The sequence below is a fragment of the Pseudomonas mucidolens genome, from assembly GCF_900106045.1.
Taxonomy (GTDB): domain Bacteria; phylum Pseudomonadota; class Gammaproteobacteria; order Pseudomonadales; family Pseudomonadaceae; genus Aquipseudomonas; species Aquipseudomonas mucidolens.
Genome location: NZ_LT629802.1, coordinates 1,389,185 through 1,412,105 on the forward strand (window position 1 = coordinate 1,389,185; position 22,921 = coordinate 1,412,105).

Annotated in this window: 21 protein-coding genes; 11 read left to right on the top strand and 10 right to left on the bottom strand. The window is 60.7% G+C overall.

Annotated features, from left to right (window positions below; translation table 11 throughout):
• Positions 1-74: 74 nt before the first annotated feature.
• Together BLU75_RS06805 and exaA are read right to left on the bottom strand one after the other, a co-directional pair.
• A complete protein-coding gene (locus BLU75_RS06805; protein WP_084379203.1) occupies positions 75-716 on the bottom strand; it encodes a pentapeptide repeat-containing protein in 642 nt (213 codons plus the stop codon).
• Positions 717-802: 86 nt separating this feature from the next.
• Positions 803-2,695, bottom strand: coding sequence for a quinoprotein ethanol dehydrogenase (exaA, locus tag BLU75_RS06810; RefSeq protein ID WP_084379202.1), 1,893 nt, complete (start codon positions 2,693-2,695; stop codon positions 803-805).
• A gap of 254 nt (positions 2,696-2,949) precedes the next feature.
• On the opposite strand from exaA, the gene pedF reads away from it, so the two are divergent.
• From pedF to BLU75_RS06860, 10 genes are all read left to right on the top strand, one after another.
• Positions 2,950-3,411, top strand: coding sequence for a cytochrome c-550 PedF (pedF, locus tag BLU75_RS06815; RefSeq protein WP_084379201.1), 462 nt, complete (start codon positions 2,950-2,952; stop codon positions 3,409-3,411).
• A gap of 3 nt (positions 3,412-3,414) precedes the next feature.
• Positions 3,415-4,158, top strand: a complete 744-nt coding sequence (locus BLU75_RS06820; protein WP_084379200.1) for a quinoprotein dehydrogenase-associated SoxYZ-like carrier — start codon at positions 3,415-3,417, stop codon at positions 4,156-4,158.
• A 2-nt stretch (positions 4,159-4,160) separates the two neighbouring features.
• Positions 4,161-5,087, top strand: coding sequence for a quinoprotein relay system zinc metallohydrolase 1 (locus tag BLU75_RS06825; RefSeq protein WP_084379238.1), 927 nt, complete (start codon positions 4,161-4,163; stop codon positions 5,085-5,087).
• A 28-nt stretch (positions 5,088-5,115) separates the two neighbouring features.
• Positions 5,116-6,636: an acetaldehyde dehydrogenase ExaC gene (exaC, locus tag BLU75_RS06830; RefSeq protein WP_084379199.1), complete on the top strand. Its 1,521-nt coding sequence runs from the start codon at positions 5,116-5,118 to the stop codon at positions 6,634-6,636.
• Between the two features lie 238 nt (positions 6,637-6,874).
• On the top strand, positions 6,875-6,946 hold the full coding sequence (pqqA, locus tag BLU75_RS06835; protein ID WP_010209364.1) for a pyrroloquinoline quinone precursor peptide PqqA: 72 nt from the start codon (positions 6,875-6,877) through the stop codon (positions 6,944-6,946).
• A 190-nt stretch (positions 6,947-7,136) separates the two neighbouring features.
• Entirely contained in the window at positions 7,137-8,300 is a 1,164-nt protein-coding gene (gene ercA, locus BLU75_RS06840) for an alcohol dehydrogenase-like regulatory protein ErcA (RefSeq protein WP_084379198.1), read from the top strand.
• Positions 8,284-9,654 (top strand): hybrid sensor histidine kinase/response regulator, encoded by a 1,371-nt coding sequence (locus tag BLU75_RS06845; protein ID WP_084379197.1) that lies wholly within the window; start codon positions 8,284-8,286, stop codon positions 9,652-9,654. The genes ercA and BLU75_RS06845 overlap by 17 nt, the downstream gene beginning before the upstream one ends.
• Positions 9,655-9,741: 87 nt before the next feature.
• A complete protein-coding gene (locus BLU75_RS06850) occupies positions 9,742-11,220 on the top strand; it encodes a DASS family sodium-coupled anion symporter (RefSeq protein WP_084379196.1) in 1,479 nt (492 codons plus the stop codon).
• A 267-nt stretch (positions 11,221-11,487) separates the two neighbouring features.
• On the top strand, positions 11,488-13,149 hold the full coding sequence (locus BLU75_RS06855) for an MFS transporter (protein WP_084379195.1): 1,662 nt from the start codon (positions 11,488-11,490) through the stop codon (positions 13,147-13,149).
• Complete coding sequence (locus tag BLU75_RS06860) at positions 13,146-14,291, top strand: HlyD family secretion protein (protein ID WP_084379194.1); 1,146 nt, start codon at positions 13,146-13,148, stop codon at positions 14,289-14,291. The genes BLU75_RS06855 and BLU75_RS06860 overlap by 4 nt, the downstream gene beginning before the upstream one ends.
• Before the next feature lie 165 nt (positions 14,292-14,456).
• Here BLU75_RS06860 and BLU75_RS06865 read toward each other — a convergent pair whose 3' ends face one another.
• The 8 genes from BLU75_RS06865 to copC all read right to left on the bottom strand — a co-directional run bounded on the left by BLU75_RS06865 (position 14,457) and on the right by copC (position 21,988).
• Complete coding sequence (locus tag BLU75_RS06865; protein WP_084379193.1) at positions 14,457-15,737, bottom strand: TRAP transporter large permease; 1,281 nt, start codon at positions 15,735-15,737, stop codon at positions 14,457-14,459.
• Position 15,738: 1 nt separating this feature from the next.
• Positions 15,739-16,266, bottom strand: coding sequence for a TRAP transporter small permease (locus BLU75_RS06870; protein ID WP_084379192.1), 528 nt, complete (start codon positions 16,264-16,266; stop codon positions 15,739-15,741).
• A gap of 74 nt (positions 16,267-16,340) precedes the next feature.
• Positions 16,341-17,312, bottom strand: coding sequence for a TRAP transporter substrate-binding protein (locus BLU75_RS06875; RefSeq protein ID WP_084379191.1), 972 nt, complete (start codon positions 17,310-17,312; stop codon positions 16,341-16,343).
• 50 nt (positions 17,313-17,362) lie between these two features.
• A complete protein-coding gene (locus BLU75_RS06880) occupies positions 17,363-18,238 on the bottom strand; it encodes an SMP-30/gluconolactonase/LRE family protein (protein ID WP_084379190.1) in 876 nt (291 codons plus the stop codon).
• Positions 18,239-18,268: 30 nt separating this feature from the next.
• Positions 18,269-19,090 carry an NAD-dependent epimerase/dehydratase family protein gene (locus tag BLU75_RS06885; protein WP_084379189.1) on the bottom strand — a complete coding sequence of 274 codons (822 nt, stop codon included), beginning with the start codon at positions 19,088-19,090 and terminating at the stop codon, positions 18,269-18,271.
• Positions 19,091-19,315: 225 nt separating this feature from the next.
• Positions 19,316-20,599, bottom strand: a complete 1,284-nt coding sequence (locus tag BLU75_RS06890; RefSeq protein ID WP_084379188.1) for an OprD family porin — start codon at positions 20,597-20,599, stop codon at positions 19,316-19,318.
• Between the two features lie 162 nt (positions 20,600-20,761).
• Positions 20,762-21,619, bottom strand: coding sequence for a copper homeostasis membrane protein CopD (gene copD, locus BLU75_RS06895; RefSeq protein WP_084379187.1), 858 nt, complete (start codon positions 21,617-21,619; stop codon positions 20,762-20,764).
• A gap of 3 nt (positions 21,620-21,622) precedes the next feature.
• Positions 21,623-21,988, bottom strand: coding sequence for a copper homeostasis periplasmic binding protein CopC (copC, locus tag BLU75_RS06900; protein WP_084379186.1), 366 nt, complete (start codon positions 21,986-21,988; stop codon positions 21,623-21,625).
• 116 nt (positions 21,989-22,104) lie between these two features.
• Here copC and BLU75_RS06905 point away from each other — a divergent pair, with 116 nt between their 5' ends.
• Positions 22,105-22,725, top strand: a complete 621-nt coding sequence (locus tag BLU75_RS06905) for a TetR/AcrR family transcriptional regulator (RefSeq protein WP_084379185.1) — start codon at positions 22,105-22,107, stop codon at positions 22,723-22,725.
• The last annotated feature ends 196 nt before the right edge of the window (positions 22,726-22,921 follow it).

Sequence of the window (22,921 nt, forward strand, 5' to 3'; positions counted from 1 at the left end):
CGCCGCGGGCTATTTGCGACCGCTGCGTCATCGTTCAGGTTTTCCGCGAGCAAGCTCGTTCCTGCGGTCCCGGGTTAGCGGTCCCAGGTGGTCGGGCAGTCGGTGCAGCCTTCCATATTCGCATCCTGGAAATTCGCATAGTGCTGGCGGGTCCCGCTGAGAGTCGCCTGTTCGAGGTTGCTCTCACCGAATTTGGCTTCCTGCAGGTTGGCATCACTGAGATCGGCGCCTTGCAGGTCGGCCTTGCTCAGCCAGCTCATTTCCAGGTCGGCGGCCCGCAGGTTGGCCTTGTGCAGTTTGGCCCCGGACAGGCGGGCGAATTGCAGATAGGCCGCGCTGAGATTGGCGTTTTCGAACTGTGCGCCCTGGGCAAACATACCCCAACCCTGCACGGCAACCAGGGTTGCACCGCTGAAGTCGGCCAGACGCAGGTTGCTTTGTTGCAGGCTGGCACGGGTCAGGTTGGCGCCTTGTAACTGAGCTTTTTCCAGATTGGCCAGATCGAGGTTGGCATGGCGCAGGTCGGCGTCACGCAAATCGGCGCCAGCCAGGTTCATCTTGCTCAAATTCTGGTTACGCAAGTTGGCGCCTCTGAGGTGGGCGCCGGGGCATTGGCTGTGCTCGGCGATGGCGCAGCCATTGATGATCAGCGGGTCACCCTCGTCGGCATGGGCGAGGGGCAGGCTCAGGAGCAGTAGCAAAGGCAGGTATTTCATCACAACACCTCGTCGGTGGAGGAACGCATTGCGTAGATACCGTCTGCAAGCGCAAGGCCCAAGACGGTATCTACGGCGGTTTCTATCTAGTTTTTGGCGGCCTGCATGTCCCAACTCGGGATCTTGAACACCCAGAACGACCCACCTTGCGCCACCGGCTTGGTCAGCTCAGCCATGTCGCCACCCCACAGCGGGACCGCGCCGCCATAACCGACGGTGACGCCAATGTACTGCTCGCCATCCTGTTCCCAGGTGATCGGCGGGGAGACGATGCCGCTGCCGGTCTGGAACTTCCACAGCTCCTTGCCGGTTTTCGCGTCGAAAGCCTTGAAGAAACCATCTCCAGTGCCGGTGAACACCAGGTTGCCCTTGGTGGCCAACACGCCGGCCCACAACGGCAGTGATTCCTTGTGCTCCCACACCACCTTGCCGGTCGTCGGGTTCATCGCCCGCAATGTGCCGACATGGTCGTCATACATGCGCTTGATGCGGAACCCCATGCCCAGGTAGGCCGAGCCTTTCTTGTAGTTGACCTCTTCGGTCCAGTATTCCTCTTTCCATTGGTTACCCGGGATGTAGAACAGCCCGGTGTCCTGGCTGTAGGCCATGGGGTTCCAGTTCTTGCCGCCGAGGAATGGTGGCGAGACCTCCACCGGCTTGCCCTTGGTTTCCCCCGGCAAGGGCTTGGCCGGACGCTGGCCTTCGTTCTCCACGGGCCGCCCGGTTTTCAGGTCGATGTGGCTGGCCCAGGTGATGTTGTCGACGAACGGGAAGGCGTTCTGCAGTTTGCCGTTGTTGCGGTCCACCACATAGAAGAAACCGTTGCGGTCGGCATGGCCGGTGGCCTTGACCACTTTGCCGTCCTTGTCCTTGTAGTCGAACAGCACCAGTTCGTTGTTGCCGGAGAAGTCCCAGGCATCGTTTGGCGTGTGCTGGTAGAACCACTTCACTTCGCCGGTGCTCGGATCGACACCGACTTGGCCGGAGGTGTAGAGGCTGTCGAAATCGTGAGGGTTGCCGTCCTTGGAGGTTCGCGCCCAGGTGTTCCACGGGCCAGGGTTGCCGGCGCCGACGATGATGGTGTTGGTTTCGGGATCGAAACTGGCGCTCTGCCAAGGCGCGCCGCCGCCATGGCTCCAGGCTTCGACCTTGCCGGTTTCGGTGGTCGGATCATCTGGCCAGGACGGCGCCTTGACGTCACCGGTCGGGGTGCTGTCCTTGCCGTTGAGACGACCCATATGACCTTCGACAAACGGCCGCATCCACACTTCTTCACCCGTGTCCGGGTCACGTGCATACAGCTGGCCGACCACGCCGAATTCATCACCCGAGCTGCCGTGGATCAGCAGCACTTTGCCGCTGACTTTGTCTTTGATCAGCACCGGGGCACCGGTCATGGTGTAGCCGGCGGCGTGGTCGCCGAACTTCTTGTTCCACACCACTTTGCCGGTATTTTTGTCGAGGGCGACCAGGCGCGCATCGAGGGTGCCGAAGTAGATCTTGTCGCCGAAGATCGCGGCCCCGCGGTTGACCACGTCACAGCAGGGACGAATGTTGTCGGGCAGGCGGTGGCTGTAGGTCCACAGGCGCTTGCCGGTCTTGGCGTCGAGGGCGAAGACCCGCGAATACGAGCCGGTGACGTACACCACGCCGTCGCTGACGATGGCCTGGGATTCCTGGCCGCGTTGCTTCTCGTCACCGAACGAGTAGGACCAGGCGGGTGTCAGCTTGAACACGTTCTTGTCGTTGACTTGGGCCAGCGGGCTCCAGCGCTGGGCATTGGTGCCCATGCCGTATTGCAGCACATCCTTGGTGCTCAGGTGATCGTTGGCAATGTCTTCCCACGTGACGTTATGGGTCGGTTTTTTTGCAGGGACGGCGGCGAAGCCTGTCGCACTCAAGGACAGGCTGCCGACCAGCAGAAAAGCCTGCACGGCAAGGCACAGCGGCGAAAGGGCGGGGAGCGATCTTATTGTCATGGTTGCAGTTCCCAGTGGAGGTTTTGGCCTGCACAGGTTGCTGTCTGGAAGGGGTTGGCGCCTACGGAAAATATCCCGGTGTCGCCGGGATAATTTCCCGAACCGCATCTGATTTGGAAGTGCTCCACAAGCCCTACTACCAAGGGAGTAAGGGCCGGCCACCAAAGCAGCATACGGCGCTTGGCGGGAGCTTTCTAAGATGGTTGGCATAGCCTCTCTAAAGAGGTTTTGCGTGCACTCCCGAGGGAAAAACAATGACAACAAAACGCAACGCCTTGTTCTTTTTCGGCCTGCTGGCCGGCGCTATCAGTACAGGCTCGGTCTGGGCCCATGGCAACGTGACGCCCACCGCGGTGGAAACCCAGGGACTGACGCCGATCAAGCAGGCTGGCGTACCGCTCGACGCCGATGGCTGGGCGGCGGTCAACCCGTACCGCAAATCGCCGGAGCAGGGCAAGGCTATCGAAGTCGGCGCCTCGGCCTACAACCAGAACTGCGCCGCGTGCCACGGACTGGAAGCTAAGTCCGGCGGCATCGCTCCGGATCTGCGGATGCTTGATGAAGGCGACGTCGGGGATGAGTGGTTCGTCGAACGGGTACGTAATGGCGCCGTGCGCGATGGCCGGGTGTACATGCCGAAGATGGCCGATTACTTGAGCCAGGAGGCATTGTGGGCGGTCCGCACTTACCTCGACAGCGTACACGTCGAGGAGTGACCCATGCGCCTGAACGGGTTGTGGGCCTTGTGTCTGCCGATGCTCGCCTGGGGCACGCCTGTCGATCCGGTGCCGTCAGTGATGTGGGCCTATTACCACCAGCGACTCCTCGACAACGCCGCGTTCGTGTTTGACCCACGCGTCAAGCTGCTGGCGCCGCCGTTTGCCGAAGATGCGCGTCAGGTACCGTTGGAAATCGACGCCCGGGCGTTCAAGGGCGAGGTGGTGAGAATCCTCGCCTGGGCCGAGCTTAATCCACTGCCCGAAATCGTCGACTTCCATCCCCGCGAGCGCGTGCTGCCGTGGCTGTCGATGCGTATCCGCATCGAACAGGCCACGCCATTGCGCGCAGCCGTGTTGACCAAGGATGGCCTGTGGCATGTCGGTTCTACCCTGATCGACGCCGCAGGCGGTGGCTGCACCGCGCCCAGCGTGGTACGCACCCAGTCGGGCTGGGAAGAGCACCTGGGCGAAGTGTTCGGCGGGCATTACCCACGCGCCGGGTTCAGCCGCGTCAAGCTGCAGGTCTCACATCCCATGGATAACGGCTTGGTCAGCGGCATTCCCGAATTTTTCATCAACCAGGCCGAGTTGCGCGCTGCCGACGGCGAGCTGCTGGCGCGCCTGGAACTGTTCCCGGCTGTCAGCGAAAACCCCAACCTGGCGTTTGATATCGAAGGTCCGGGGCAAACCCGGCTGATGCTGCGCGACACCAGCGGTACTCAATTCGAGGCTGCCATCCCATGAACCTGTGCTGGATCCTACTGTGGCTGATTACCCTGAGCCTGCCGGTACTGGCCGACTTGAACTACCACCTCAAGCCCCGACAGGTCGCTGAAAACACCTGGCTGCTGGAAGGCAGCACCGATAACTTCGGCCGGGACAACGGCGGCAATATCGTCAACGTCGGCTTTATCGTCACTGAGCTCGGCGTGGTGGTGATCGACACCGGGCCGTCGAAACGCTACGGCGAGGCGCTGCGTCAGGCCATCGCCAGCGTCACCGATAAACCGGTGATCCAGGTGCTGCTGACCCATCACCATCCCGACCATGCGCTGGGTAACCAAGCCTTCAAGGACGTGCCCATCGGCGCCCTGGCGGGCACCACGCAACTGCTGCATGAGCAGGGCGACGGCATGGCCGAGAACCTGTACCGCATGGTCGGCGACTGGATGCGCGGCACCGAAGTGGTATTGCCCACTCAAGTCCTGTCACCCGGCGTGACGACTTTCGGTAGCCATCCTTTGCGCCTGCTTGAACTCCGCGGGCACAGCGGCGCCGACCTGGCGATTCTGGACCAGAAAACCGGCGTGCTGTTTGCCGGTGACCTGGTGTTTTACCAGCGCGCCCTGACCACTCCCAATACGCCGGGGCTGGCGATCTGGCTGGCGGATATCGCCACCCTGCAAGGTTTGCCCTGGACCCTGATTGTGCCCGGCCATGGCCCGGTGGCGGTGGACGCCAAGCCTTTCGAGCAGATGCGCGACTACCTTGGTTGGCTCGATCATCTGCTGCGCGAGGGCGCCAGTCACGGCAGCGATATGCCAGAGCTGATCCGTGGCCCGATCCCTGAACGGTTTGCCGCCATCAGCCTCAGTCGCTACGAACTGATCCGCAGCGTCAGCCACCTGTACCCGCAGTATGAACGTGAGCAGATGCAGCACCTAAACCCCTGACAATCTCACAACAAACAGAGGCTTCAGCATGATCTACGCACAACCCGGAACCCCTGGCGCTATCGTTACATTCAAAGCGCGCTACGGCAATTTCATCGGCGGTGAATTCGTGGCGCCGGTCAATGGCGAATACTTCACCAACACCTCGCCCGTCACCGGCGCGGTGATTGCCGAATTCCCGCGCTCCAGCGCCGCCGATATCGACAAGGCCCTCGATGCTGCCCATGCCGCCGCCGATGCCTGGGGCAAGACCTCGGCCCAGGATCGCTCGCGGGTGCTGCTGAAAATCGCCGACCGTATCGAGCAGCACCTGGAAGTGCTGGCCGTCAGCGAAACCTGGGACAATGGCAAGGCGGTACGTGAAACCCTGAATGCCGACGTGCCGCTGGCCGCCGACCACTTCCGTTATTTCGCCGGCTGCATCCGCGCCCAGGAGGGCGGCGCGGCCGAGATCAACGAGCTGACCGCCGCCTATCACTTCCACGAGCCGCTGGGCGTGGTCGGGCAGATCATCCCGTGGAACTTCCCGCTGTTGATGGCCGCCTGGAAACTTGCCCCGGCGCTGGCCGCCGGCAATTGCATCGTGCTCAAGCCGGCCGAGCAGACGCCGCTGTCGATCATGGTGTTGGCCGAGTTGATCGCCGATTTGCTGCCGCCGGGCGTACTCAATATCGTCCAGGGCTTCGGTCGCGAGGCCGGTGAAGCGCTGGCCACCAGCAAGCGTATCGCCAAGATCGCCTTCACCGGTTCCACCCCGATTGGCGCGCACATCATGCATGCAGCGGCCGAGAACATCATCCCGTCTACCGTGGAATTGGGCGGCAAGTCGCCGAACATCTTTTTCGAAGACATCATGAACGCGGAACCGGCCTTTATCGAAAAGGCCGCCGAAGGTCTGGTGCTGGCTTTCTTCAACCAGGGCGAAGTCTGTACATGCCCGTCGCGGGCGCTGGTGCAGGAGTCGATCTACGAGTCGTTCATGGCAGAGGTGATGAAGAAGATCGTCAAGATCAAACGCGGTAACCCGCTGGACACCGAGACCATGGTCGGTGCCCAGGCGTCCGAGCAGCAATACGAGAAGATTCTCTCTTACCTGAAAATCGCCCAGGAAGAGGGCGCCGTGCTACTCACCGGCGGCGCGGCTGAGCGACTGGAGGGCGATCTTTCCAGCGGTTACTACATTCAGCCGACCCTTCTGAAGGGGCACAACAAGATGCGCGTGTTCCAGGAAGAGATCTTCGGCCCGGTGGTCGGCGTCACCACCTTCAAGGACGAAGCCGAAGCCTTGGCGATTGCCAACGACAGCGAGTTCGGCCTCGGTGCCGGGCTGTGGACCCGCGATATCAACCGCGCCTACCGCATGGGCCGGGCGATCAAGGCCGGGCGAGTGTGGACCAACTGCTATCACCTGTACCCTGCGCATGCGGCGTTTGGCGGGTACAAGAAGTCCGGGGTCGGGCGGGAAAATCACAAGATGATGCTGGACCATTATCAACAGACCAAGAACCTGTTGGTTAGCTATGACGTGAATCCGTTGGGATTCTTTTGATCCAAGGTTTTGTGCACGGCTCGCGCTACTCGGCACCCTGTAGGAGCGAGCTTGCTCGCGAAAAGCCTGAAATCGCCTCGGGGTGCCAGATTCTCCGCGTCATTCCTCGGCAGAGGCTTCGGGCGAGGGCTGATACCAACGTCCCCCCGACCTCCCTCGAAAGTAGCATTCGCCCTGCGTCTCACCCATGCATTAATACCCACACCGGAATTTTCCGGCACAACAAGAGGATCGCCCCATGTGGACCAAACCCGCGTTTACCGACCTGCGTATCGGCTTTGAAGTGACCATGTACTTCGCCAGCCGCTAACACGCACCCTGCGTAGCAGCTGTCGAGCCTCGCTGGGGCTCGACAGTTGCTACAGGATGCACAGCTTGCAGCAGCTACGGGAGTTAATCTTTGTCACCGGCAGTGGGCTACTCTTTGGTCTGATTGCATTCGCCTGCGGATGGTTTAGTGTGGCGTGCATCTTCCAAAAACAATAAAAACAGGCTTTCCAATGAGCCATAACCTCAGCCAGCTGCGTAAATTCGTCTCCCCTGAAATCATCTTCGGTGCCGGCTGCCGGCACAATGTCGGCAACTACGCCAAGACCTTCGGGGCGCGCAAGGTGCTGGTAGTCAGCGATCCCGGCGTCGTGGCCGCCGGCTGGGTCACCGATGTCGAGGTCAGCCTGCAGGCGCTGGGCATCGATTACTGCCTGTACACCGCCGTATCGCCCAACCCGCGTGTCGAGGAAGTGATGCTCGGCGCCGAGGTCTACCGCGAGCACCATTGCGATGTGATCGTCGCCGTCGGTGGTGGTAGCCCGATGGATTGCGGCAAGGCCATCGGGATTGTGGTCGCCCACGGGCGCAGCATCCTCGAGTTCGAAGGCGTGGACACCATTCGCGTGCCCAGCCCGCCGCTGATCCTGATCCCGACCACCGCCGGCACCTCAGCCGATGTTTCGCAATTCGTGATCATTTCCAACCAGCAGGAGCGCATGAAATTCTCCATCGTCAGCAAGGCCGTGGTGCCGGATGTATCGCTGATCGACCCGGAAACCACCGCGAGCATGGACCCGTTCCTCGCGGCCTGTACCGGCATCGACGCATTGGTGCATGCCATCGAAGCCTTTGTATCCACCGGTCACGGTCCGCTGACCGATCCCCACGCGCTGGAAGCCATGCGTTTGATCAACGGCAATCTGGTGCAGATGATCGCCAACCCGCAGGATATTGCCCTGCGCGAGAAAATCATGCTGGGCAGCATGCAGGCCGGGCTGGCGTTTTCCAATGCGATCCTCGGTGCGGTGCACGCCATGTCTCACAGCCTGGGAGGCTTTCTCGACCTGCCTCACGGTCTGTGCAACGCGGTGTTGGTGGAGCACGTGGTGGCGTTCAACTACAACTCTGCACCGGATCGTTTCAAGGTCATTGCCGAGACGTTCGGCATCGATTGCCGGGGCCTCAATCAGCGGCAGATCAGCGCTCGGCTGGTGGACCATCTGATTGCCTTGAAACACGCTATCGGCTTCCATGAAACCCTCGGTCTGCACGGGGTAAGGGTGGCGGATATTCCCTTCTTGTCGCAGCACGCGATGCATGACCCGTGCATCCTCACCAACCCGCGTGAGTCCAGCCAGCGTGACGTCGAGGTCGTCTATGGCGAAGCTCTCTGACGATCAGCAACGTGCGTTGGCCGGGCTGCTGGGGCTGGGCGATCACTCGGCGCGCAAAAGTCACTACCCGGAACTGACCGCGCGCCTGGATGAGCTGGAGGCCGAGCGCAACCGTTACAAAGGGCTGAACGACGAATTGGAGCAACGGGTCGCCGCACGCACCGATGAGTTGCTGGAGGCCAATCGCAATCTGCAACAGCAGATCGCCCGGCGTGAACGGATCGAGCAGGACCTGCGTGATGCGCGTGACGCCGCCCAGGCCGCCAATCGCAGCAAGGACAAATACCTGGCCGCCGCCAGTCATGATCTGTTGCAGCCACTCAATGCCGCCCGGCTGTTGATTTCCACGCTGCGCGAACGCAGTCTGCCGAGTGCCGAACAGATACTGGTGGAACGCACTCATCAGGCCCTGGAAGGTGCGGAAGACTTGCTCGCCGATTTGCTCGACATCTCCCGCCTCGACCAGGCGGCGGTCAAGCCGGATATTGCCTCATACCGCCTCGATGAATTGCTCGCACCGCTGGTGTCGGAGTTTCAATCGGTGGCGGCCGCGGCGGGGCTCAACTTGCGGGTCCACACGAGCCGTTACGCCATCAACACTGATCTGCGTTTGCTGACACGCATCCTGCGCAACTTCCTGAGCAATGCCTGTCGCTACACCGAAGCGGGCTGCATCCTGCTGGGAGCGCGACGTCGGGGTAGCGGTTTGCGTGTGGAAGTGTGGGACACCGGGCGCGGGATTGCTGCCGATAGCCTGGAGTCGATCTTCCTCGAGTTCAATCAGTTGAATGTCGGACGTGCGGCGGATCGCAAGGGCGTGGGGTTGGGGCTGGCGATTGTCGAGCGTATCGCGAAAATTCTCGGTTGCCAGGTGATGGTTCGTTCATGGCCGGGGCGCGGTTCGATGTTCAGCATCGAGGTGCCGCTGTCCGCGCAAGTGCCGTTGCCCATTTGTCAGGTGCCCCCTCAGGCCGGCGCCGGTAACCCGTTACCGGGACGCCGGTTGTTGGTGCTGGATAACGAAATCACGATCCTGGACAGTATGCGTGCGCTACTCGGGCAATGGGGCTGCGAGGTGGTGGTCGCGACTGATCGGGCGGGGGCGCTGGCCGCGTTGCAGGGCAGGGCGCCGGAGCTGATTCTGGCGGATTATCACCTCGATCACGGGGTGGTGGGCTGTGAGGTGGTCCGGCACCTGCGCGAGCATTTCGCGTTGATGATTCCGGCGGTGATCATTACCGCCGATCGCACTGATCAATGCCGTCGCTCGTTGCAGCGCTTGCAGGCACCGCTGTTGAACAAGCCGGTCAAGCCCGGCAAGTTGCGCGCGGTGTTGAGCCAGTTGCTGGGGTAAGCGACCGGGCGTTGATGCCTGTCAACACCTTCCGCGACGTTTGGCCTCATCCTCCACGCCTGATTATTCTGGCTGCCGGAGATCTGCATGAGCGCCCCCGCAACACCTGCTGTTTCCTTCACGTTGCCCATGGGCCTGGTTTTCGCCGTGCTGGGGATGGTCGGGGTGCTGCTGTTGCCGATACCCGCCGACTTGCCAGCGGCGGGTCACCGGATGTTGGCGATTCTCGCCTTTGCCGTAGTGGTGTGGATCACCGAAGCGGTGTCCTACGAAGCCAGTGCGATCATGATCACTTCGCTGATGGCGTTTTTGTTGGGCACCGCGCCGTCATTGCAGGACCCGACGCAGCTGATGGGTTCCAGCCCGGCCATCGGCATGGCGCTGACCGGTTTTTCCAACCCGGCCCTGGCCCTGGTGGCCGGCGCGCTATTTATCGCCGCGGCCATGACTCACACCGGACTGGACCGGCGTATCGCGCTGGTCACGCTGACTCGCGTGGGAACCAGTACCCGTGGGATTCTGCTGGGGGCGATTGCGGTGACCCTGCTGCTCAGCCTGGTGGTGCCCAGCGCAACCGCCCGCAGCGCGTGCGTGGTGCCGATCATGATGGGGGTAATCGCCGCATTTGGCGTGGACAAACGTTCGAACATCGCCGCCGGGATCATGATCGTCGTCGCCCAGGGCACCAGCATCTGGAACGTCGGCATTCAGACCGCCGCCGCGCAGAACCTGCTGACGGCCGGCTTCATGGACAAGATGCTCGGCCAGCGTGTGTCGTGGATCGACTGGCTGGTCGCCGGAGCGCCGTGGGCGTTGATCATGTCGGCGGTGTTGCTGTTCCTGGTGCTCAAATTGCTGCCACCGGAAAGCGCCAGTATTCCCGGTGGCAAGGAAGCAGTGGCGCAGTCGCTGGTGGATATCGGTCCGATCACCGGTCCGCAGAAGCGTTTGCTGACGGTATCGATCCTGTTGTTGCTGGCCTGGGCCACAGAAGGGCGCCTGCACCGTTTCGACACCACGTCCACTACCTACGCGGGCCTGGTGTTGTTGCTGATGCCCGGGATCGGCGTGATGACCTGGAAAGATGTGCAATCGCGTATTCCGTGGGGCACGGTGATTGTATTCGGCGTAGGGATCAGCCTCGGCACCGCGCTCCTCACCACCCAGGCCGGGCAATGGCTGGGGACACAGGTGGTGGCGCATACCGGACTGGATCAACTGGGACCGCTGGGGGTGTTTGCGATCCTTGCGGCGTTCCTGATTGTGATCCACCTCGGATTCGCCAGTGCCACGGCACTCACCTCGGCGTTGTTGCCGATTCTGATCGCCGTGCTGCAAACCCTGCCCGGGGATTTCAGCCGCCTGGGCATGACCATGTTGTTGGGGTTTGTGGTCAGTTATGGCTTTATCCTGCCGATCAACGCGCCGCAGAACATGGTGTGCCTGGGGACGGGAACCTTCACCGCACGGCAGTTCGCCAAGGTCGGAATCCTGGTGACGTTGATCGGTTATGGGTTGATGCTGGTGTTTGCGACGACCTACTGGAGCTGGTTGGGCTGGATTTGACGGGGGCTCAACCCGTGGCGAATGGCCTTACCTGAACTGTAGGAGCGAGCTTGCTCGCGAAAATCGTCAACCATAACGCGGGGGTACTGGATAATCGCGGTGTCTTTGAGTTCTTCGCGAGCAAGCTCGCTCCTACAGCTCAGGGTAAATCCCCTTGCTACAGGGATTTGGTCTGGCTGAGAGATGACAAGGTGAACTCCACTCAGGTTTACTGTTCTCTGAGTAAAGGTTTTACCGGCCTTGTGCGTCGGTCATCAAGGTCACGCAATGGATAAATACACCCCACGCACCTGGCAGCCCCATGAGCGTCCGAGCTTGCCGGGCTCGCCGTCGACGCCGTTGCACCCCACCCATAAACGCTGGGCCTATGCGTTGGTCGGAGTGTTGGTCGCCATCACCGGCGGCCTGGGCAACGCGCTGGTGATCGCCAATCTGCCTTATCTGCAAGGCGCATTGGGTGCGACCACTGCGCAAATGGCCTGGTTGCCTGCCGCCTACGTCATGACCAATGTCTCGATGAACCTGTTGCTGGTGAAGTTTCGCCAGCAATTCGGCTTGCGCGCGTTTACCGAAGTGTTCCTGGTGCTCTACGCCCTGGTCACGTTTGGCCATTTGTTCGTCAACGACCTCAGCTCCGCGATTGCCGTGCGAGCCGCCCACGGCATGGTAGGAGCGGCGCTCAGTTCCCTGGGTTTGTACTACATGGTGCAGGCGTTTCCGGCGAAGTGGCGGCTCAAGGCGCTGGTGCTCGGTCTGGGCACTGCGCAGTTGGCTTTACCGCTGGCACGACTGTTTTCCGAAGATTTGCTGCAGATCGCTGAATGGCGCGGCCTTTACCTGTTTGAGCTGGGCATGGCGCTGATCTGCCTGGGCTGCGTGTTTTTGCTCAAGTTACCGCCGGGCGACCGCTTCAAGACCTTCGAGAAACTCGACTTCCTGACCTTCGCCTTGCTCGCTTCGGGCGTGGCGCTGCTATGCGCGGTGCTGTCCCTGGGGCGGATAGAGTGGTGGCTCGAAGCACCGTGGATCGGCATCGCCTCGGCCGCCTCGCTGGTGCTGATCATGGCCGGACTGGCCATCGAACATAATCGCGCCAATCCGTTGCTGATGACCCGTTGGCTGGGCGGCGGGGTGATGATTCGCCTGGCGCTGGCGGTGATCCTCATCCGTATGGTGCTTTCTGAGCAATCCACCGGCACCGTGGGTTTTTTGCAGGCGCTGAACATGAGCAGCGAGCAGATGCGTACCTTGTACCTGGTGATGCTGTTGGGGGCGATCAGCGGGTTGGTGATCAGCGCACTGACGATCAACCCGGCGCATCTGCTGATGCCGCTGGTGATTTCCCTGGCGTTGATGGCCACCGGTTCGGTGATGGACAGTTTCTCCAGCAACCTGACACGCCCACAGAACATGTACGTCAGTCAGTTCCTGCTAGGCTTCGGGGGCACGTTTTTCCTTGGGCCGACCCTGGTGCTGGGCATGCGGAATGTACTGAGCAACCCGCGTAACCTGGTGAGTTTCTCGGTGTTATTCGGCATTTGCCAGAACCTTGGCGGGCTGATCGGCGCGGCGTTGCTCGGTACGTTCCAGGTGATGCGCGAAAAGTTTCATTCCAGCATGATTGTCGAACACCTGACCCTGCTCGACCCGCGTGTCGCGGCCCGCGTGCAGAGCGGCGGCGCGGCTTACGGTCCGGTGATCGCCGACCCGGAACTGCGCCACTTGATGGGTATCCGCAGCCTGGCCACGACAGCGACCCGCGAAGCCAATGTCATGGCCTATAACGATGTGTTCATGCTGATCGCGGTGATCGCGATATTGACCATGCTCTGGATCTTCACTCATAGCCTGTGGCTGATGAGTACTACCAAGAAAGCTGCCGCCAGTGCAGCGCCTTCCGTTCAACCTAGCGGCGCACTTCCTTCATGACCGAACCGACGACCACGACCACCAACGCGATTGCCGCAACGCCCGAAGGCACCCCACCAGCGGGCGCCACCGCCACTGAACCGCGCTCCTTGCGGGTAAGGATTATCTCATCATTGGGCTTTGCCGCGATTGCCATTTTTGGCGTGTTGATCGTGCTGTACGCTTGGCAATTGCCACCGTTCAGCAGCGCGGTGGAAACCACTGAAAACGCCCTGGTGCGGGGGCAGGTGACAATCATCGGGCCACAGCTCAGCGGTTACGTGTACGAGGTCCCGGTCCAGGACTTCCAGTACGTCAAGGCCGGTGATTTGCTGGTGCGCCTCGATGACCGGATCTACAAGCAGCGCCTGGATCAGGCCGTGGCGCAACTGGCGGTGCAACAGGCATCCCTGGCGAATGTGGTGCAGCAACGCAAGAGTGCCGAGGCGACCATCAAATTGCGTCAGGCGGCCTTGGCCGACAGCCAGGCCCAGGCCCGCAAGAGCAGCGCTGACCTGCGCCGTAACGAAGCCTTGATCAGCGATGGTTCGGTGTCCCGGCGCGAACTGGACGTGACCCGCGCCGCCCACGCCCAGACCCTCGCCGCCGTGTCCCAGGCTCAGGCCAGCCTGGAAATTGCCCGGCAGGACCTGCAGACGGTGATTGTCAATCGCGGGTCATTGGAAGCCGCGGTTGCCAGCGCCGATGCGGCGGTGGAACTGGCGCGTATCGACCTGTCCAACACGCGCATATTGGCGCCGCGAGACGGCCAGTTGGGGCAGATCGGCGTGCGTCTGGGGGCTTACGTCAACTCCGGAGCGCAGTTGATGGCGCTGGTGCCGAATCAGTTGTGGGTGATCGCCAATATGAAAGAAACCCAGATGAACAATGTGCAAGTCGGGCAGCCGGTGACCTTTACGGTCGATGCGCTGAACCACCGCACGTTTCATGGCACGGTGCAGCGTATCTCGCCGGCCACCGGATCTGAGTTCAGTTTGTTGCAGGCGGACAATGCCACCGGGAATTTCGTCAAGATTGCCCAGCGGGTGCCGGTGCGGATTCTGGTGGATCCGGGACAGGCGCAGAGCGAGCGATTGCGCCCGGGGTTGTCGGTGGTGGTGAGTATCGATACGGCGGGGCGGTTGAGGGGAACGCCGCCCTGAGCTGGCCGGTTTTTTGCGAACATTGTAGGAGCGAGCTCGCTCGCGAAGAACGTTAACGATGACGCGGAAAACCAGATACCCCGAGGCGTCTTCAGGTTTTTCGCGAGCAAGCTCGCTCCTACAAAAAAAGCCGCGCGCGCGGAGGCAGGGTTGCGCTCAGCGGCGTTACAACACCAGCGCCGGCAGCCACAACGACAAGGCCGGTATGTAGGTGACGGCCAACAGGACCAGGAACAACACGCCATAGAACGGCAGCAGGGATTTGACGGTGCTTTCGATGCTGACCCTGCCCACCGCGGAGCCGACGAACAGCACCGCACCGACCGGTGGGGTGATCAGGCCGATGCCCAGGTTGACCAGCATGATCATGCCGAACTGCACCGGGTCCACGCCGATGTCGAGAATCACGGGCATCAGGATTGGCGTGAGGATCAGGATCAGCGGTGCCATGTCCATCACCGTGCCCAGCATCAGCAGCATCACGTTGATGCACATCAGGATCACGTAGCGATTGTCCGACAGGGTCAGGAACATCGTGGTGATTTTCGCCGGAATCTGCATCAGGGTCATGATGTAGCCAAAGCTGGCGGCGAAGGCGATCAGGATCATCACGATGGAAATGGTACGTACCGTGCGGTGCATCAATTTCGGCAGTTCGTTCCACTTGTAGTCGCGGTAGATGAACATCGTCACGAAAAACGCCCACAGCACGGCAATCGCCGCTGATTCGGTGGCGGTGAAGATGCCCGACAGAATGCCGCCGAGGATAATCACCATGGCCATCAGGCCCCACAGCGCATCAGCGCAGATTTTCAGCGCCTGTTTCAGCGGTATCACTTCACCCTTGGGGTAATTGCGCTTTTTCGCGAAGATCAGGCACAGCACCATCAGGCAGGCGCTCATCAACAGTCCCGGGACCACGCCGGCCATGAACAGCGAAGCAATCGATACGGTGCCGCCCGCGGCCAGGGAGTAGAGCACCGAGTTATGGCTGGGTGGGGTCAGCAGCGCCTGTACCGAGCCACTCACCGTCACGGCGGTGGCAAACTCCCGTGGGTAGCCGCGACGTTCCATTTCGGGGATCAACACCGAGCCTACCGATGCGGTGTCGGCCACTGACGAGCCGGAAATCGCACCAAAAAAGGTCGAGGCCATGATGTTGACCAGGGACAAGCCGCCGCGCACGAAACCCACCAGCACCCCGGCAAACGCCACCAGTCGGCGGGACATACCGCCCTCTGCCATGATTGCGCCGGCCAGCACGAAAAACGGGATCGCCATCAGCGAAAACTTGTTCACCCCGCCGGCTACCTGAATCATCAGGGCCTGGAATGGAATGTCGATCCACCACGCCCCGATCAAGGCCGAGAGGCCCAGCGCGTAAGCCACCGGCATGCCGATGAGGATCAAGGCGATAAAACTGCCCAGCAGAATCAATGCATCCATTTCAGACTGCCCCTTCGCTTTCTTCTACCAGATCGAAACGCACGACCCGCCGGTTGCTCTGGTCGCCGAGCAGGAGTTTTTCCAGGACAAACACCAGGGTCAGCAGCCCGCCGAGCGGAATCGGCATGTAGGTCACGCCGACGCGCAGGGTGGGAATCGCACTCATGAACTGATTCCAGGTCGACAGGCACAGCTTGGTGCCCCAAATGGTCATGAACAGGCAAATAGTCGCCATTAACAATTGCGTGACAATGCTGACAACACGGCGTGTAGCAGGGGGAAGACGGTCTGTGACCATGGCCACGGACATGTGTGCGCCCGCACGGTAGCTGGCGGCGGCGCCGACGAAGGTGAAGACCAGCATCAGCAAAATAGCCACAGGTTCCGGCCAGCTGGAGCCGGTACCGAGGATGTAGCGGGCGAAGATGCCCCAGGGAATAATCAACGCGACCCCGAGTACCGAGAGGCCTGCGACCCAGATACAGGTCATGTAAATGCGGTCGTTGATGCGCAGCAGTAAATTCTTCATGACGTTCACCGTAACCGGGCGCGAAGGCTGCATCAGCAGCCTGTCGCGCCGGGCCTTTTGCGGGGGGCGGGGAGTTATTGAACGGCGTCGATGCGTTTGATCATGTCGGCGAATTGTGCGCCGTACTTGGCACGTACCCCAGCCGTCGCGTCATAGAAGGGCTTTTTGTCGACGGTGATGAACTCGACGCCCGCGGCCTTGAGTTTTTCTTCGCTGCTGGCGGATTTTTTATCCCACAACACGCGCTCTTCAGCCTGGGCGGCCTTGGCGGCTTTCTTCACCATTGTCTGCTGCTCGGGGGTGAGTTTTTCCCAAGTGATTTTCGACATCACGATGGGCTCGGGCAGGATCAGGTGCTCAGTAAGGGTGTAGTACTTGGCACTCTGATAATGGTTGTGCTCCAGCAGGGTCGGCGGGTTGTTTTCGGCGCCGTCGATCACACCCGTCTGCAAGGCACTGAAGATCTCGCCGGTGTCCATGGCAATGCCGTTGCCGCCCATGTCATTGATGGTCTCGATGAACATCGGGTTGCCTTGCACGCGAATCTTCATGCCTTTAAGGTCTTCGATCTTGCGCACCGGTTTCTTGGTGTAGAGGTTGCGCGTGCCGCCGTCCATCCACGCCAGGGCTACCAGGCCGAACTCGGAGTTGGAGATTTTGTCGAGGATTTCGTCGCCGATTTCGCCGTCGATGATTTTGCGCATATGCGCCTGGTCACGGAACACGAACGGCATGTTGAACACATTTACGTCCGGCACGACTGGCCCGACGATACCGAGGCTGACCCGAGTCATCTGGATCGCGCCGACCTGAGCCTGTTCGACGACCTCTTTCTCCGAGCCGAGGACGCCACCCGGGAAGTATTTGAAGGTCAGTTCGCCGTTGCTCTCCTTGGTCAGGGCCGCACCCATGCTTTTTTCGGCAACCACGGTGGGGTAACCGTCGGGGTGGATGTCGGCGAATTTTATTTCCAGGGCGTGAGCGACATTGGCGAACACAAAAGTCAGAGGGAGTGCAGCGGCCAGCAAGGTGCGTTTGAAGTTCATGGGGTTTGTCTCCAGTTTTTTATTGTTGTATTCAAGGCTCAGCGGTGCAGTCAGAGGGTGAAGGTAGGCTCCGGCAAGCCCTTTACGCCGGGGTTTAGCGCGAACACGCCGCCAGCGAAGGAGTGTTCACTGTGGTCGTCGCGGATCGAGGTGACGAAAAGCGTGTCCAGTTGGCTGCCGCCGAAGGCACACATGGTGGGTTTTTTCACCGGCACGGCCAGGGAACGGTCGAGCCGGCCATCGGGAGTGAAACGATGAATCAGACCGGCGTCATTGGCGCAGATCCAGTAACAGCCCTCGGCGTCGATCGCAGCGCCGTCGGGGCGCCCGAGGTGCTGATTCATGTCGACGAACTCGCGGCGGTTGGACGGCGTACCGGTGTCGGCATCGTAGTCGAAGGCCCAGATACGCTGCATGTTCGGGTGCGAGTCCGATAGGTACATCGTGCGCCCGTCGGGGCTGAAAGCCAGGCCATTGGGGGTGATAAAACCAGTGAGTACCGCGTGCGGCGCCTGACCGCTTGCGTAGCGGTAAAGCACGCCTTCAGCTGCATTGGCGCCCATGTTCAGCACCATGCTGCCTGCCCAGAAACGACCCTGGCGATCACAGCGTCCATCGTTCAGGCGCATGTCCGTGCGGGTGTGCTCTACGCCGGCCAAGGAGGTGGCCTCGAGGCCGGCGTCGTCTCGAGGCGACAGTTGGAAAAACCCCGTCTCCATGCCTGCCACCCAGCCACCCTGATCATCTCGCGCGATACACGCGAGCATCTGCGGGCCTTTCCAGCTTTTGACCTGGTTGCTCGCGGCGTCCCAGCGCTGTAACACCCCGTTAGGGATGTCCACCCAATACAGGGCGTTTTCGTCAGGTACCCAGACCGGGCTTTCACCCACCGCGTTGCGCGCGTCAACAATTAATTCAGCTTGCATGGCAACTCAATTCCCTTGGGGTCTAGACGCTCAATCACCGAACGGGCCGGCGGCGCAGAAGGCACCGCCCTGATACAGTCGTGCCGGATCGTCGGCAGCCGGCATCGGTTGCGCTTCGACCTGTTTGCGAAACACTTCGGAACTGTCACGCGCCACGAAACCCAGATGAGCGGCGTAGCGATTGTCCCACCACACGTTCAAGTTATCGGACATGCCGTAAACCACGGTGTGGCCAACGTTCGGGGTGTACAGCGCACGCTCCAGCAATTGGGTGAGGTCATCGAAGCTCAGCCAGGTGTGCATCATCCGGCGGTTGTGCGGCTCGGGGAACGAGGAGCCGATGCGAATACTGACGGTTTCGATGCCATAGCGGTCGAAGTAAAAGCTGGCCATGTCTTCGCCGTAGGATTTGGACAGGCCGTAATAGCCATCGGGACGTCGCAGCGAGTGGGTGTCCAGGGGCTGGTCCTGGGGGTAGAAGCCAATGACATGGTTGGAGCTGGCGAACACCACACGTTTGACCCCGTGACGGCGAGCGGCTTCGTAAATGTGGAAGATGCCGCAGATATTGGGGCCGAGTATTTCTTCGAAGGGCCGCTCAACCGACACGCCACCGAAGTGCAGGATGGCATCGACGCCTTCAACCAACTGATGCACTGCTTGCTTGTCGCCCAGGTCGCAAGGTTGCACCTCTTCGTGGTCGGCGGCGGGGGCCATCTCGGCGATGTCGGAGAGGCGCAGGATATGGGCGTAGGGGCGCAGGCGCTCGCGCAGAACCTTGCCCAGGCCACCGGCGGCACCGGTCAGCAGCAGGCGATTGAACGCAATGGGGGCGGTTGAGGTGGTCGTCATGAAAATCCCTGGCTTGTTGTTGTAGGTTGTCGTACGACTTTTCTGAAGTATTGTTGTGGTTTCCACTGCTTGTCAACGCGACGTTAGTGGAAATTGACCGAGGGTACGTTTGCCTGATTTTCCTTAGGAACTGTCGAATCCCGGCGCAACTGCGATAGTGCTGGATTGTTATTCAATGGGCCGCCGCCATCGCGGCCGCGCCGGGGTTCGACCGCCCCACAGGGATTACAACAGCGAGAGCGGGTAGCTGATGAAAATCCGGTTTTCATCAAACTCGTTGGTGGAGAAGTCCCGACGAATTGTCGCGTTGCGCCATTTCACGTTGAGATTCTTCAATGCGCCGCTCTGTACGGTGTAGGCAAGCTCCGATTCACGTCCCCACTCTTTGCCATCGGTGATGGTCCCGGTGTGCACGTTATCGCCGCTGATGTAGCGGTTCATCAGGGTCAGGCCGGGGACCCCGAGCGCCACGAAGTTGAAGTCATGACGCAGCTGCCAGGACTTTTCCTTGGCGTTGTCGTAGCTGGCGTTGTAGCTGTCGTTGGCCAGGGTCCCGCCGCTGGTGCCATTGACCCGCATCCAGGCGCTGTCGCCGCTGAGTTTCTGCAAGCCGACATAAAAGGTATGGCCGCCGTACTTGGCCGACAGCAGGGCGAACACGGTCTTGTTATCCAGATCGCCCGCCAGCGCGCTGCCGTCTTCCTTGCCGTTGAAAAAGCCGAGATTGGCGCCCAGGGTCCAATCACCCAGGGGCTGGCTGTGATTCAGGTTCACATATTGTTGCTGATAGATATCGCTCAGTTCGGCGTACCACAGGCCGACCTGTGTGCGCTTGTCATTGAAGGTGTATTCACCGCCACCGAAATTGAAACGGTCTGAGGTGACTGCGGCCCGGCCATTCATGAACATGTCTTCCATGCTCGCATCGTTGCGCGGACTGTTGCCGCGAAACTGCCCGCCATACAGGGTCAGCCCGCTGAACTCGTTGGAGGTGATTTGCCCGCCCTGGAAGGTTTGCGGCAGGGAACGGCCATCGTCGGAGCGCAGAATCGGCAACACCGGCATCCATTCGCCAACCTTCAGCTCTGTCTTCGATAGCCGGGTTTTCAAGGCCACGCCCATGCGCCCGAAGTTATCCGCGGGGCGGCCATCGTCGTGGATCGGCAGCAACTGCGTGCCCGCCGTGCCTCGGCCGCCGTCGAGCTTCTGCGAATACAAGCCCAGCACATCGAGACCGAAGCCGACGGTGCCTTGGGTGAATCCGGATTTGGCATCGAGAATAAAGCTCTGCGTCCACTCTTCAGCGCGACCCTGGGCGTTGGCGGGGTTGGTGAAGTTGCGATTGAAGTAGGCGTTACGCAGATTGAGCGTGACCTTGCTGTCATCGACAAAACCTTCGGCGTGTAGCGACATGGGAATGAACAGGGCCAGGCTGCTGCAGCCGATCAGGCTGAGGGTGGGGCGATGACAGGTGGTGCGGATCCAGGAATTGCGGGCGAGTTGACTCACAGTGACACTCCCTTTGCATTTGTTGTTTTTATTTTTCGTCATACGTCGTCGTACAACTTCGCGACGGATATTTGCGGGGTTTCTGGGGAATGTCAACAGGAAGTTGTGCGATGACTGCATGACACCGGGCGGGTGTAAAATCTGTTGGCGCGATTAGCCGTGTCAGGCGGCGCTCAGCATCGGCGGCAAGGTGCCCAGCAATGAAACGGCCGCCACCGCCGATACGCCCAGCAGCCATTCGAGGGTCACGCTGACTTGCAGCGGACCCAGTCGCTGCTGGCAGTTTCGGCTCTGCAATCGGTTCAATAAAGCCAGTCCCAGCATGCCGGCGACCAGCAGCACCTTGATCAATAAGATCAAGGCAAACCCGCTGAACAGGGGCGTTGGCCAGAATTGTCCGGTGAGCACGCGAATATTGATCAGCCCGGTGCCCAGCAATCCCGCCACCAGCACGTAGCCGATACCGCTGAAGTGTCGCAGCAGCGCCTCCAGCGGATAGCGTGCCGCTTGTCGGAGGATTAATCCCAGCACCAGCAAACCGCCGAGCCAGGCGCCGACGCATAGCAGATGCACAACTTGGTTGAGGATCAGCAATTGCCCGTTGATGCCGTTGAGCATGGCGCCATGGCCGACCGGGGCCAAGGTGGCCAGCAACGCCGTACTGAGCAACAGGCGCGCGGTCGTCCAGGAGGTAAACAGCGCCAGCACCAGCAGTATGCTTAACGCCAGGTGCAGGCTCCAGACTTGGCCGAAAAAGGTCTTGGACAGCACCTGTTGCACCGTTGCCGGTTCCAGCCCTGCCAGTTCGGTGCCCGCCATGCTGGCACTGATCAGCAGCAGCCAGGCGATCCCTGATATCAGCGCCAGCCAGGCCAGTAGCCGGGTGATGCGCGCCAATGGCCGGTCGAGTGCGGGTTGGGGGGATTTACCCAACAGCCAGGGTCTGAACACACAGACCCCAAATATCAGCAATACCACCGTGAAGTGCAGGAAACGACACAGCACCAGCAGGGTTGCCATGGTTTATTGGCCGACCTTGAAACTGTAGCTGCCTGCGCTTTTGTGGGTGTCGACCGAGACCGCGTGCCATTCAACCTTGTAGGTACCGGCCGCCAGCGGTGCGGCGGGCGTCACTACCAGGGTTTTCTTGTCGGTGTCCGGGGTCTCCAGTCCCTTGACCGCCAGTTCGGTGCCGTCCTTGCTCAGGGAAACCTTGGTGAAAGTGGCCTCGACACCTTCGCTGAAGGTCAGGCGCAAATCGCTGGGGGCTGAGACGGTGCTGTCGGCAGCGGGCATGCTGCTTTCCAGGTGAGCGTGGGCGAAGGCTGCCGAGGCGCCCATCAAGGAGACCAACAAAGAAACGGTGGTCAGGGTTTTCTTGATCAACATGTGCAATACCCATCAAGGAGGGACGAGGGCGCAGTGTACGAAGTTTTGACTCAGGCTGTCGCCCCGATCTAGAGCGGATGGTAGTCTTCTGCAGATGATGTTTTCAGGGAGCCCTCATGGGCAATCACAAGATCGGTATTCGTCGGGTCAACGTCGAGAAGATTCTGCTGGCGGCTGAGAAAGTTTTCGCCGAGAAGGGCTATGGTGGCACCGCCATGGCCGACATTGCCGAAGAAGTGCAATTGCCGCGTTCCAACTTGCATTACTACTTCAGCACCAAGAGCGAGTTGTACAGCGCTGTGCTGTTTGACCTGCTTGAAGTCTGGAAGCAGGACGCGTTGTGCTTTGAGATGTTCGACGACCCACGGGTTGTGCTCAGCAGCTACATCCGCGCAAAGATGCAGCATTCGCGCAGCCGGCCGTACGGCTCCAAAGTCTGGGCCAACGAAATCATTCACGGCGCCCCGACCCTGGGGGCGGCGCTGGACGCCAGCCTGTATGACTGGGCCAAGATGAAGGAAGCGAAAATACGCCAGTGGGTGGAAGACAAGCGCATCCTGGCGGTGGAGCCGTCGAGTCTGTTGTACATGATCTGGGCATCGACCCAGCACTATGCCGACTTCGATCATCAGGTGATGATTTTGAATGACCACCAGGCACTCTCGGATCTGCAGTTCGAGCGGGCGGTGCAGACGGTGACGAGTGTGATATTGCGCGGGATTGGGTTGGCGCCTTGAGGGGTTAAGTTCCAGCTCTTTCAAGGTCGGTTGCATTGGGTTGGGGTTGGGGTACATATCCGTTGCTGCGGTCATGGCGTCCTAGGGTTTCGCCCTTACGGCGAGTCACTTTTGGAAAAGAGCCCCAAAAGTAACCAAAAGGGCTCTTGCCCCACCACTCGGTGCCTCGCCTAGGCTCGGCATGCCCGTAGTCCGA